Genomic DNA, 11,807 nt, shown 5'->3' with positions numbered 1-11,807 from the left:
GCCGTGGACCTCCCGCGACGAATCCGCGGGCACCGGAGTGATGCCGCTGCTCAAGGTGATCCGGGAGGCGATGGCGCCGCCCCGCGCCCCCCGGCGCCAGGGCCAGCCCCCCCCCGGCGCCCGCCCCCTCCCGGCCGGGGGCCCCCCCCCCCGGAGTCGCTGGCGCGAAGAGGCGATCAGCGCAGGATCTGGCGCGACATCACCAGGCGCTGGATCTGGTTGGTGCCCTCGTAGATCTGGGTGATCTTGGCGTCGCGCATCATGCGCTCGACCGGGAAGTCGGTGGTGTAGCCGGCGCCACCGAAGAGCTGGACGGCGTTGGTGGTGACCTCCATGGCCACGTCGGAGGCGAAGCACTTGGCGGCGGCGGAGATGAAGCCGAGGTTCTTCTCGCCACGCTCGGCGCGGGCCGCCGAGGTGTAGACCATGAGGCGGGCGGCCTCGACCTTCATCGCCATGTCGGCGAGCATGAACTGGGTGTTCTGGAAGTCGGCGATGGCCTTGCCGAACTGCTTGCGGTCCTTGGTGTAGGCGATCGCGGCGTCCAGCGCGCCCTGGGCCAGGCCGACGGCCTGCGCGCCGATGGTCGGGCGGGTGTGGTCCAGGGTCTGCAGCGCGGTCTTGAAGCCGGTGCCGGGCTCGCCGATGATGCGGTCACCCGGGATGCGGCAGTTCTCGAAGTAGAGCTCGGCGGTGGGCGAACCCTTGATGCCCAGCTTGTGCTCGAGCGGGCCGACGACGAAGCCCTCGTCGTCCTTGTGCACCATGAACGCGGAGATGCCGTTGGCACCCTTCTCGGCGTCGGTCACGGCCATCACGGTGTACCACTCGGACTTGCCGCCGTTGGTGATCCAGCACTTGGAGCCGTTGAGGATCCAGTCGTCGCCGTCGGCCTTGGCGCGGGTGCGCATGGAGGCGGCGTCGGAGCCGGCCTCACGCTCGGACAGACAGTACGAGGCCATCTTGCCCTCGACCAGGTCACCGAGGACCTTCTGCTTCAGCTCCTCGGAGCCGTTGAGGATCAGGCCCATGGTGCCCAGCTTGTTCACGGCCGGGATCAGCGAGGACGAGCCGCAGACGCGGGCGACTTCCTCGATCACGATGCAGGTGGCGACCGAGTCGGCGCCCTGGCCGCCGTAGGCCTCCGGCACGTGCACGGCGTTGAAGCCGGCGGCGTTGAGGGCGGTCAGCGCCTCCTCGGGGAACCGGGCGTTGCCGTCGACGTCCTTGGCGTAGGGCGCGATCTCCTTCTCGGCGAGGCCGCGGATGGCGCCGCGGAGCTCATCGTGGAAGTCCTCGAGCTGGAACAGGTTGAAATCCGGGTTTCCCGCCATCGGGCACGCTCCTGGTCGTGGGTGGTGATCGCTGCGGTCGACAGCGTCGAACGATCGGCACCGAGTGCCATTCGATGGAGATTATACCCCCGGCGTTCACGAACGACATGGGCATATGCCGATGGCACTCAGTGTCACATCACGGTGCTGCGGCGCGAACCGCGTGTCACAGGTTATCGAGCCGAGCGGTGATCAGGTCCGCCACCTGGCGCGACGGCATGTCCCGTGGGAACACCGCGACGACCAGCTCCCCGCCGGGAGCCCTGTCCTGCCGCCCACGCGGGATCAGCGCCAGTTCGGTGCGCAGGTCGGTGACCGCGGCCGCCGGTTCCCCGCGCACCATCCGGCGCAGCAGATAGTTGTGCGTCGCGGTCACCGCGGCGGTGAACTGCACCCGGACCAGGTCGGGTACCTCGGGCAGCCGCTCGCGCAGGAAATCGGTGAACAACCGCTCGTACCGGAACACGGTGACGATCTCGCGCTCACGCAGCGCGGGCACCCGGCGCACCACCTGGTACCGGCGCGCGGCGATGTCACGCCACTGCGTGAACCGCTCGAACACCCCGATCACGGCCTCGCACACCGCATCCCACGGATCACCCGCGGACCGCTCCAACGATTCGGCGGCCAGCGCGAGCTGGAATTCGTGATCGGCGAAGATCACGTCCTCCTTGGACCGGAACTGCCGGAAGAAGGTCCGCCGGGAGATCCCGGCCGCCACCGCGATCTCGTCCACGGTCGTCGCCTCGTACCCCCGCTCGGCGAACAACCGCAACGCCTGATCCACCACCGTGAGCCGGAACTGCGCCGCATCGTCGTGAGCCACCCGCCCACCGTAGTCACCGCCCACGACGGCGCCGTCCTAGCCCAGCAGCTTGGTGCGCAGGGCCTGGTCCTTGTCGAGGACCATCTTCTCCAGGCCGGCCTGGAACTGTTCCATGCGGGCGCGCAGGGCGGGGTCGGCGGCGGCGAGGATGCGGACGGCGAGCAGGCCCGCGTTGCGGGCGCCGCCGATGGAGACGGTCGCGACCGGGACACCGGCCGGCATCTGCACGATCGAGAGCAGCGAGTCCATGCCGTCGAGGTACTTCAGCGGGACCGGCACGCCGATGACCGGCAGCGGCGTGGCCGAGGCGACCATGCCCGGCAGGTGGGCGGCGCCACCGGCGCCCGCGATGATCGCCTGGATGCCGCGGCCTGCGGCGTCCCGGGCGTAGTCGAGCATGCGCTGCGGGGTGCGGTGCGCGGAGACCACGCCGACCTCGAAGCGGACACCGAACTCGGCCAGCGCCTCGGCGGCGGCCTCCATCGTCGGCCAGTCGGAATCGCTGCCCATGATCAGACCGACCTGGGGACCGTGGTTCATGCTGTGCCTTTCTGCGGCTGGCGCCGCGGGTTTTCGGCCTCGTGACCTCGCCGCCGAGGGGCGATACTGCGCCTGCGGCGGGACGTCTCGCCCCTCGGCGGCGAGGCGGCCGAAAACCGTGGTGGTTGTGTCCGGTGAGTGCGGGGTGGATCAGTCGGTTCCGTGCGGGTCCCAGCCGTCGGTCCAGACGGCGTGCGACATCCAGTGCGCCGCGCGTTCGGCCTTCTCGCGCGTTTCGGTGACATCCTCGCCGAGGATGTTGACGTGCCCGATCTTGCGGTCGGGCCGCTCGCCCTTGCCGTACAGGTGCACCTTGGCCTCGGGCAGCCGGGCGAACAGGTGGTGCAGCCGCTCGTCCATCGACATGGCGGGCGCCTCGGGCGCGCCGAGGATGTTGGCCATCACCGTCACCGGGGCGAGCGGGGTGGTGTCGCCGAGCGGGTAGTCCAGGACCGCGCGCAAGTGCTGCTCGAACTGGCCGGTGCGGGCACCGTCCATGCCCCAGTGGCCGGAGTTGTGCGGGCGCATCGCCAGCTCGTTCACCAGGATCTCGCCGTCGTGGGTCTCGAACAGCTCCACGGCCATCACACCGACGACGCCGAGACCGGCCGCCAGCTCCAGCGCCATCGTCTCGGCGCGGGCGGCCAGGTCCTCGTCCAGGCCGGGGGCGGGCGCGAGCACCACGGCGCACTGACCGTTGCGCTGCACGGTCTCGACCACCGGCCAGGTCGCGGCCTGTCCGAACGGCGACCGCGCGACCATCGCCGACAGCTCCCGCGCCAGATCCACCTTCGCCTCGGCCAGCAACTGCACGCCGTGCGCGAGCTGCTCGGTGACCAGGCGCTCGGCCTCGGTGGCGTCGGCGGGCATCCACACGCCGCGACCGTCGTAGCCGCCGCGCACGGCCTTGAGCACGAACGGCCAGCCGTGCTCGTCACCGAAGGCGATCGCGTCGGCGGGCGCGGTGACCTCGACGAACGCGGGCACCGGCAGCCCCAGCTCGGACAGCTTGGTGCGCATGGCCAGCTTGTCCTGGGCGTAGATCAGCGCCTGCGGCGGGGGCGCCACGTTGACGCCTTCGGCGACCAGCACGTCGAGGTGCTCGGTCGGCACGTGCTCGTGGTCGAAGGTCAGCGCGTGCGAGCCGACGGCGGCCTTGCGCAGGGCCGACAGGTCGCTGTGGCTGCCGAGGACCACCTCCGGGGTGACCTGCGCGGCGGGGTCGTCGGGGCGCTCGGCGAGCACCCGCAACCGCTGGCCGAGGGCGACGGCGGCCTGGTGGGTCATGCGCGCGAGCTGGCCACCACCGACCATCGTGACGGTGGGCATGGCAGACGGATCGAACGAACGTGCACTCACGTCGTGCAATGTTGTCATGTCGAATGCGAATCTTTGCTACCGGTACACTCGGAACTCGTGTCAATCGTCGACGACGTGGTCAGCGTCCTTCCCCCGCGCCTGCGCGATATCGCGTACCGGCACCGTGAGCTGATCAAGTTCGCCATCGTCGGTGCCACCACGTTCGTGATCGACAGCGGCCTGTTCTACCTCCTGAAATGGACCGTACTCAGCGAGAAACCGGTAACCGCCAAGATCATTTCCGGCGTGGTCGCGGTGATCGCTTCCTACATTCTCAACCGGGAGTGGTCGTTCAAGAATCGCGGCGGCCGCGAGAAGCATCACGAGGCGTTGCTGTTCTTCGGAGTCAGCGGCATCGGCGTGGTCCTGAGCAACATCCCGCTGTGGATCTCGAGCTACGTGTTCGATCTGCGGCAGCCGAACGTGAGCTTCCTCGTCGAGAACGTGGCCGACTTCGTCAGCGCGTTCGTCATCGGCAACCTGCTGCAGATGGCGTTCCGGTTCTGGGCGATGCGCCGCTGGGTCTTCCCCGACGAGATGAACGAGATCGTCGCCGAGTTCGAGGACCTGATCGAGGAAGAGCAGGAGCACCTCGGCCACAGCTGACATGGCGGCTGGCGCCGCGGGATTTCGGCCTCGTGACCTCGCCGCCGAAATCGCGGTGGTGGCTGTGAGTTCAACGCGGTTCGGTGAGGGTCGCGTTCGGTGATCGGTTGACCTTCGAGCCGAGGAACACCGCGAACAGGGCCGGACGGCGCCGTTGCAGCTCCAATCGCCCACCGTCGGCCTCCACCAGGGCACGGGCCAGGGCCAGGCCGACGCCGGTCGATCCGCCCGCCGAGAAGCCGCGATCGAAGATGTGTGGCGCGAGTTCGTCGCGTACCCCCTCGCCCTCGTCGGCCACCTCCACGCAGATCAGCGGGTCACGCGAGCTCATCGTCGGCACTGTGCGCACCGACACCGTGCAGGTGCCGCCGCCGTGCATCAGGGCGTTGTCGACCAGCACCGCGACCGCCTCGCGCAGCCGCGAGCCGGTGATCGGGGCGCGCAGCGACTCGTCACCGATGAGCCGCAGCTCGCGGCCCTCCTCGGTGAAGGGATGCGCCCATTCGGCCATCACGCCCCGCAGCTCGGCCATCACCGGGACCGGATCGCGGTCGGCGGCGTCCTCGTCGCGGGAGGCGCGGACCAGATCGTCGATGGCGTCGGTGAGCCGGTCGACCTGCGCCATGGCCTCCTCGGCCTCGTGCACCACCTCGGGATCGGCGTGCGTGGACAGCTCGTCCAGGCGCAGCCGGACGGCGGTGAGGCGGCTGCGCAGCTGATGCGAGACATCGGCGACCAGCGCGTGCTCACGCTGCAAGCGGCCCGCGATCTCGACGGTCGCCGAATCGAGCACATCGGAGACGCGATCCAGTTCGGCGATGCCGTGCCTGCGCGGGTCGGGCCGGAAGTCGCCCATCGCCAGCCGGGCGGCGCGCGCGGCCACGTCACGCAGCGGATCGGCGACCCGGCGCGCGGTCACCACCGCGACCGAGAAGGCGGCGCCGAGCGAGGCGAGCACGGCCAGCGCGACGGCGGCCACCGCCTGCTCCTGCCTGGCTTTCATCGGACCCGCGGGCACTTCGAGTCGCAGCGACCCCGAGGTGCCCATCGACAGCGATTCCACCAGCGGATCGTCGACGTGCTCGACGCCGATATCGCTGCGGGCGGCGTTGTCGTGCGGCGCCGGGTAGACGATCGTCAGCTTGCCGCCCTCGGGCACGAGCGCCCGCATCGCGCGGGTGTCCAGCCCGTCGGGGACGATCCCGTCGGCGCGTTCCTGGGCGATCACCTCGGCGGCGATGCGCTCGAGGCGGCTCTGCAGATCGTTGCGGGTGATGTCCTCGACCCAGAGCCAGGCCGTGTAGATCAGCGGCACGCCGAGCACGACCGTGGTGATGGTCAGCACGGTCAGGATCGAGCGCAGGATGCGGCGACGCACTAGCCTCTGCCGGTCGACGGTCCGTCGGTGTTCAACCGGAATCCGACGCCGCGCACGGTGACGATGCGCCGCTCCGCCATCGGCCCCTCGTCCCCGATCTTGCGACGCAACCAGGACATGTGCATGTCGAGGGTCTTGGAGCCGCGCAGATCGGCGTCGCCCCACACCTCACGCAGGATGGTCTCGCGCGGCACCACCTGCCCGGCCCGGTCGATGAGCACCTTGAGCAGCTCGTACTCCTTGTTGGCCAGGTTCACCTCGGCCCCGTTGACCAGCACCCGCCGGGCGGCCGGTTCGAGCCGGATGCCGCCGACCTCCACCGCGTCGTCACCGATGCCGCTGCGCCGCAACAGGGCCCGCACCCGCGCCAGCAATTCGGCCAGGCGGAAAGGTTTGCCGACGTAGTCGTCGGCGCCGGCGTCGAGCCCGACGACGAAGTCGACCTCGTCGGTGCGGGCGGTGAGCATCAGCACCGCCAGATCGGCGCCGCTGGCCCTGACCTGACGGCAGACCTCGAGCCCGTCCATGCCGGGCAGGCCGAGATCGAGGATCAGCAGGTCGTGGTCGCCTTCGAGGGCGCGCCGCAGCACGGCGGGCCCGAACCGTTCGACGGTGACGGTGTAACCCTCGCGGCCGAGGGCGCGGGAGAGCGGGGCGGCGATCGCCTCGTCGTCCTCGGCGAGCAGTACGGCGGTCATGTGCTCAGATTACGGATGCCGCCGCGCGCTCACCGGTAACCGCCGCCCCAGGACTGGTCGCGGCGGCTGCCCGCCTCGAAGACCTCGTGGTAGAGCAGCGCGTGCACCTGCTGGACCTGCGGGATGTCGTCGTATTCGAGCGGTTCCTCCGAGGAGGAGCCGATGATCAGCGTGCCGGTGCCGAGCATCCGGTCGAACACCCCGTGCTGGAACTGGACGCTCGAGATGCGGCTGAGCGGGATGTCGATGCCGGTGTGGGTGATCACGCCCTGGCGCACCAGCACCCGCCGGTCGGTGATGATGAAATGGGTGGACTTCCAGGCGATCACCTTGCCGACGCAGCGCCACAGGATGAGCCCGAGCCAGATCAGCCCGATGAGGATCAGCAGCACGGTGCGCACGTGGCCCTCGGTGTTGCGCCAGGCGAGGCCGCCGAGGAACCCGGCGATCGCGGTGCCGCCGATGAGTGTGATCACCGGCCACACCAGCATCTTCCAATGCGGGTGGCGGTGCAGGATCAGCTGTTCGTCGGGCGCGAGAACGTCCTCCGGGTACCCCATGGCCGAACGATACCCCGTTGTCACGCCGCATTTCTCGATGCCACGGCCGAGGCGATAGTGTGATTCGACGCTCGTTGCCAGGTTCTGCCCATTTTCTGCTTGCTCGACACCCGACAGTGGAGGCACGCGTGACCAAAGCCCTGACTCAGCTCGAAATCCTCACGGCCCTGGAACCGGTGGCCGAACAGAATCTGAACCGGCACCTCTCGATCGCCAAGGACTGGCACCCGCACGACTACGTGCCGTGGGACGAGGGCCGCAATTTCGCCGCGATGGGCGGAATCGACTGGGAGCCGGAGCAATCCAAGCTCACCGATGTCGCCAAGGCCGCGATGATCACCAACCTGCTCACCGAGGACAACCTCCCGTCCTACCACCGCGAGATCGCCGAGAACTTCTCCCAGGACGGCGCCTGGGGCACCTGGGTCGGTCGCTGGACCGCCGAGGAGAACCGCCACGGCATCGTCATCCGCGACTACCTGGTCGTCACCCGCGGGGTCGACCCGGTGGCGCTGGAAGAAGCCCGCATGGTCCACATGACCCAGGGCGCGCACGCACCGGCGAACTGGGGCGGATTCCTGGTCAACGTGGCCTACGTAACGTTCCAGGAGCTGGCCACCCGGGTCAGCCATCGCAACACCGGCCGCGTCTGCGACGATCCGATCGCCGACCGCATGCTGGCTCGCGTCGCCACCGACGAGAACCTGCACATGATCTTCTACCGCAACCTGTGCGCGGCCGCGCTCGACCTGGTTCCCGATCAGGCGATGCCCGCGATCACCAAGGTGCTCACCAACTTCCAGATGCCCGGCGCCGGCATGCCGAACTGGCGCCGCAACGGCGTGCTGATGGCCAAGCACGGTATCTACGACCTGCGCCAGCACCTCGACGAGGTGGTGCGGCCCGTCCTCAAACAGTGGGACATCTTCGGCCGCAACGACTTCGGCCCCGCGGGCGAGATCGCCCGCGACGAGCTCGCGCAGTTCCTGGTGAAGCTGGAGAAGGACGTCCTCAAGTTCGAGGAGCAGCGCGACCGGCTGCTCGCCCGTGAGCGCGAGGTCGCCGAGCGGAACGCCGGAGTCGCGGCCCGCTGAGCCCGGATTCGCGGCCCGGCCCGCCGGTCGGAAGAGCGCCTGACCGGCGGGCCGGGCACGCGCGGTCAGTGGTCAGTACTGCCCGCGCAGATGGGACACATCGCCCGCCGAGACGGCCCGGTCACCGATGAGCAGGCGGCCGGTGTCGTCCACCCCGGTCGCGACGCCGGTGATCACCTGGCCGCCGGGCAGTTCGGCGCGCACGTCGACGCCGATGGTGGCGCACCGCTCGCGGTAGGCCGCAGCGAGTTCATCGGTCGCCCAGCCCGCCCGCTGCCACGCGGTGAAGCGGGCGGCGAACTGGGCCAGGATCGCGGCGACCAGCGCGGTGCGATCGGTGTCCACCCCGGACAGCGTCAGCGACGTCGCGTGCGGGACGGGCAGTTCGGACTCGTCGAGATCGACATTGAGCCCGACGCCGACCACCACGGCGGGCGCGGCGCCGGTGGCGGCCACCTCGGCCAGGATTCCGGCCAGCTTGCGGCCGCCGAGCAGGACGTCGTTGGGCCATTTCAGGTCGGCGCGCACACCCGGCGTCTCGCGCAGCGCGTCGACCACGGCGACGCCGGTGAGCAGCGGCAGCCAGCCGAGCGTGGTGGGGTCGATGTCGGGCAGCCGCACCAGGACCGACAGCGAGATCTGCGCGCGTGGCGGACTCACCCACGAGCGCGAGTGCCTGCCGCGCCCGGTGAGTTGGGTCTCGGCGAGCAGCGCGTGCCGATCCAGGGCGGTGTCGGCGGCACGGGCCACCAGATCGGCATTGGTCGACCCGGTCGATTCGACGACATCGATCCGGTCGTAGAACGACAGCGGCCCATCGGCCGAGGAGCTGTGCAGACGCTGCGCATCGATCGGTGCCCTGTTCATTCCCGGCACGCTACTCGGCCCGGGACCGGCGATCTTGTGGCCGCACCTAGCTGGGATTTCTCTACCGGCGAGTAGCCGTACTGCCGTAGTGCTACGAGGTGTCACTCGTTACACTCGCAACCCATGACGAGTGTCCAGCAGCAGCCCGCATCGGATTCGGCGGGCACCCCCGATATCCACACGACCGCCGGGAAGCTGGCTGACCTGCGGAATCGGCTGGAAGAAGCGCAACACCCGATGGGTGAGGCCGCGGTCGACAAGGTGCACGCCAAGGGCAAGATGACCGCGCGCGAGCGCATCCTGGCCCTGCTCGACGAGGGTTCCTTCGTCGAGCTCGACGCCCTCGCCAAGCATCGCAGCGTGAATTTCGGCCTGGAGAACAACCGCCCGCTCGGTGACGGCGTCGTCACCGGCTACGGCACCATCGACGGTCGCGACGTGTGCATCTTCTCCCAGGACGTCACCGTCTTCGGTGGCTCCCTCGGCGAGGTCTACGGCGAGAAGATCGTCAAGGTCATGGACCTGGCCCTCAAGACCGGCCGTCCGCTCGTCGGCATCAACGAGGGTGCCGGCGCGCGCATCCAGGAGGGCGTGGTCTCGCTCGGCCTCTACGGCGAGATCTTCCACCGCAACGTGCAGGCCTCCGGCGTGATCCCGCAGATCTCGCTGATCATGGGCCCCGCCGCCGGTGGCCACGTGTACTCCCCCGCCCTCACCGACTTCGTGGTGATGGTCGACCAGACCTCGCAGATGTTCGTCACCGGCCCCGACGTGATCAAGACCGTCACCGGCGAAGAGGTCACCATGGAGGACCTCGGTGGCGCGCACACCCACATGACCAAGTCCGGTGTCGCCCACTACGTGGCCTCCGGCGAGCAGGACGCCCTCGACTACGTCAAGGACCTGCTGAGCTACCTGCCGAGCAACAACCGCGCCGAGGCGCCCCGGCACGAGCCGAGCGACCCGATCACCGGCGCGATCGAGGACTCGCTCACCGACGAGGACCTCGAGCTCGACACGATCATCCCGGACTCGCCGAACCAGCCCTACGACATGCACGAGGTCATCACCCGGCTGCTCGACGACGACGAGTTCCTCGAGGTGCAGGCCGAGCGCGCGATGAACATCATCTGCGGTTTCGGTCGCATCGACGGCCGCAGCGTCGGCATCGTCGCCAACCAGCCGACCCAGTTCGCCGGCTGCCTCGACATCGACGCCTCGGAGAAGGCCGCGCGCTTCGTGCGCACCTGCGACGCCTTCAACGTCCCGATCATCACCCTGGTCGACGTGCCCGGCTTCCTGCCCGGCACCGGCCAGGAATACAACGGCATCATCCGCCGCGGCGCGAAGCTCCTCTACGCCTACGGCGAGGCCACTGTGGGCAAGATCACCATCATCACCCGCAAGGCCTACGGTGGCGCCTACGACGTCATGGGTTCCAAGCACATGGGCGCCGATGTGAACCTGGCCTGGCCGACCGCGCAGATCGCCGTCATGGGCGCCTCGGGCGCCGTCGGTTTCGTCTACCGCAAGCAGCTGTCCGAGGCTGCCAAGAGCGGTGCCGATGTCGACGCGCTGCGCCTCGAGCTGCAGAACGAGTACGAGGACACCCTGGTGAACCCGTACGTGGCGGCCGAGCGCGGATACGTCGACGCGGTCATCCCGCCCTCGCACACGCGCGGCCAGATCGTGTCGGCGCTGCGCCTGCTCGAGCGCAAGATGGTGACCCTTCCGCCGAAGAAACACGGCAACATTCCGCTCTGAAAGCGCGATATCCCCGGTAGGCCGCGCACACTTGACCGTGAGACGCAACAGTTGATCGTCGCGTCCCTACCGGGAATGATCGCGGCAACCGCGCTGTAGTCATTCGGAGTAGTACAGCATCGCCCGGGAGGACCTCCCGGATGAGGCAGGAAGGATCTGGCACTGTGACCACTGTGGCAGAAGAAGACGTGTTGACCGCCGCCGAGCTCGAGCTCGCTGTCGAACCACTCGTCGACGAGGTCGAACTGTCCGCGAGCGCGGTGGCCGGCGAACCCGCCGAGGCACTCGGTGAGCCCCTGTTCCGCATCGTCAAGGGCGCGCCCACCGATGAGGACATCGCGGCCCTGGTCGCCGTGCTGAGCGCGGCCGCCGCCGCGGCACCGGCCGGTGCGCCCGCGGGCCCGGCCGACAGCTGGGGTGCGCCGACGCTGCAGCACCGGGGTACCTCCCCGTTCTCGCCGTACGCGTACCCGCTGCTGTCGCACCTGCGCTGAGGTGACCCGGCTGGTCTTGGCCTCCGCGTCTCCGGCCCGCCTCGGAGTCCTGGGCGCGGCGGGGGTGGGTGCCCGCGGGGGGGGGGCGGGGGGGGGGGGGGGCGCGGGGGGGGGCGGCCGTGGCGCGGGGTACAAGGAGGCCCCCCGCGGGGGGGCGCCTTGTTCCCCGCGCCCCGGCCCCCCCCCCCCGCCCCCCCCCCCCCCCCCCCCCCCCCCCCGCCGGGCCCCCCCCCCGCCGGCCCCAGGACTCCGAGGCGGGCCGGAGACGCGGAGGCCAAGACCAGCCG

Annotated in this window: 12 protein-coding genes; 4 read left to right on the top strand and 8 right to left on the bottom strand. The window is 69.8% G+C overall.

What is annotated here, in order from left to right; genetic code table 11:
- Window positions 1-176: 176 nt before the first annotated feature.
- The 4 genes from QH270_RS11040 to QH270_RS11025 form a co-directional block, all read right to left on the bottom strand.
- Window positions 177-1,334, bottom strand: coding sequence for an acyl-CoA dehydrogenase (locus QH270_RS11040; protein ID WP_280340668.1), 1,158 nt, complete (start codon window positions 1,332-1,334; stop codon window positions 177-179).
- A 166-nt stretch (window positions 1,335-1,500) separates the two neighbouring features.
- Window positions 1,501-2,160, bottom strand: a complete 660-nt coding sequence (locus tag QH270_RS11035) for a TetR family transcriptional regulator (RefSeq protein ID WP_280340665.1) — start codon at window positions 2,158-2,160, stop codon at window positions 1,501-1,503.
- Between the two features lie 36 nt (window positions 2,161-2,196).
- Entirely contained in the window at window positions 2,197-2,700 is a 504-nt protein-coding gene (gene purE / locus QH270_RS11030; protein WP_280340663.1) for a 5-(carboxyamino)imidazole ribonucleotide mutase, read from the bottom strand.
- 150 nt (window positions 2,701-2,850) lie between these two features.
- A complete protein-coding gene (locus tag QH270_RS11025; protein WP_432420337.1) occupies window positions 2,851-4,077 on the bottom strand; it encodes a 5-(carboxyamino)imidazole ribonucleotide synthase in 1,227 nt (408 codons plus the stop codon).
- A 39-nt stretch (window positions 4,078-4,116) separates the two neighbouring features.
- Between QH270_RS11025 and QH270_RS11020 the strand changes: the two genes are divergently transcribed.
- Entirely contained in the window at window positions 4,117-4,665 is a 549-nt protein-coding gene (locus QH270_RS11020) for a GtrA family protein (protein WP_280340661.1), read from the top strand.
- A gap of 70 nt (window positions 4,666-4,735) precedes the next feature.
- Here QH270_RS11020 and QH270_RS11015 read toward each other — a convergent pair whose 3' ends face one another.
- The 3 genes from QH270_RS11015 to QH270_RS11005 are packed head-to-tail and all read right to left on the bottom strand — an operon-like array spanning window position 4,736 to window position 7,301.
- Window positions 4,736-6,043, bottom strand: a complete 1,308-nt coding sequence (locus tag QH270_RS11015; protein ID WP_280340658.1) for a sensor histidine kinase — start codon at window positions 6,041-6,043, stop codon at window positions 4,736-4,738.
- The gene (locus QH270_RS11010; protein ID WP_110036975.1) at window positions 6,043-6,741 is read right to left on the bottom strand and encodes a response regulator transcription factor; all 699 of its coding nucleotides are present in this window, start codon (window positions 6,739-6,741) and stop codon (window positions 6,043-6,045) included. Before QH270_RS11010 ends, QH270_RS11015 begins: the two co-directional genes overlap by 1 nt.
- Window positions 6,742-6,770: 29 nt before the next feature.
- A complete protein-coding gene (locus QH270_RS11005; RefSeq protein ID WP_110036976.1) occupies window positions 6,771-7,301 on the bottom strand; it encodes a PH domain-containing protein in 531 nt (176 codons plus the stop codon).
- Between the two features lie 128 nt (window positions 7,302-7,429).
- Here QH270_RS11005 and QH270_RS11000 point away from each other — a divergent pair, with 128 nt between their 5' ends.
- Window positions 7,430-8,395: an acyl-ACP desaturase gene (locus tag QH270_RS11000; RefSeq protein WP_280340655.1), complete on the top strand. Its 966-nt coding sequence runs from the start codon at window positions 7,430-7,432 to the stop codon at window positions 8,393-8,395.
- 72 nt (window positions 8,396-8,467) lie between these two features.
- Here the strand turns inward: QH270_RS11000 and QH270_RS10995 are convergent, their stop codons facing one another.
- Window positions 8,468-9,262 carry a biotin--[acetyl-CoA-carboxylase] ligase gene (locus QH270_RS10995; protein WP_280340653.1) on the bottom strand — a complete coding sequence of 265 codons (795 nt, stop codon included), beginning with the start codon at window positions 9,260-9,262 and terminating at the stop codon, window positions 8,468-8,470.
- A 123-nt stretch (window positions 9,263-9,385) separates the two neighbouring features.
- Here QH270_RS10995 and QH270_RS10990 point away from each other — a divergent pair, with 123 nt between their 5' ends.
- Together QH270_RS10990 and QH270_RS10985 are read left to right on the top strand one after the other, a co-directional pair.
- Entirely contained in the window at window positions 9,386-11,026 is a 1,641-nt protein-coding gene (locus QH270_RS10990; protein ID WP_280340650.1) for an acyl-CoA carboxylase subunit beta, read from the top strand.
- Between the two features lie 164 nt (window positions 11,027-11,190).
- Window positions 11,191-11,520 (top strand): acyl-CoA carboxylase epsilon subunit, encoded by a 330-nt coding sequence (locus QH270_RS10985; protein WP_280340648.1) that lies wholly within the window; start codon window positions 11,191-11,193, stop codon window positions 11,518-11,520.
- Window positions 11,521-11,807 lie beyond the last annotated feature (287 nt).

Source organism: Nocardia neocaledoniensis (assembly GCF_029868625.1).
Lineage (GTDB): Bacteria > Actinomycetota > Actinomycetes > Mycobacteriales > Mycobacteriaceae > Nocardia > Nocardia neocaledoniensis_A.
This window is presented reverse-complemented; position numbering and strand designations above follow the sequence as displayed.

What these genes read in the sequence shown, in the direction of transcription:
- QH270_RS11040 (WP_280340668.1), bottom strand. Translation starts at nt 1,334, where the DNA reads ATGGCGGGAAACCCGGATTTCAACCTGTTCCAGCTCGAGGACTTCCAC.
- purE (WP_280340663.1), bottom strand. Translation starts at nt 2,700, where the DNA reads ATGAACCACGGTCCCCAGGTCGGTCTGATCATGGGCAGCGATTCCGAC.
- QH270_RS11025 (WP_432420337.1), bottom strand. Translation starts at nt 4,077, where the DNA reads ATGACAACATTGCACGACGTGAGTGCACGTTCGTTCGATCCGTCTGCC.
- QH270_RS11010 (WP_110036975.1), bottom strand. Translation starts at nt 6,741, where the DNA reads ATGACCGCCGTACTGCTCGCCGAGGACGACGAGGCGATCGCCGCCCCG.
- QH270_RS11005 (WP_110036976.1), bottom strand. Translation starts at nt 7,301, where the DNA reads ATGGGGTACCCGGAGGACGTTCTCGCGCCCGACGAACAGCTGATCCTG.
- QH270_RS10995 (WP_280340653.1), bottom strand. Translation starts at nt 9,262, where the DNA reads ATGAACAGGGCACCGATCGATGCGCAGCGTCTGCACAGCTCCTCGGCC.
- QH270_RS10990 (WP_280340650.1), top strand. Translation starts at nt 9,386, where the DNA reads ATGACGAGTGTCCAGCAGCAGCCCGCATCGGATTCGGCGGGCACCCCC.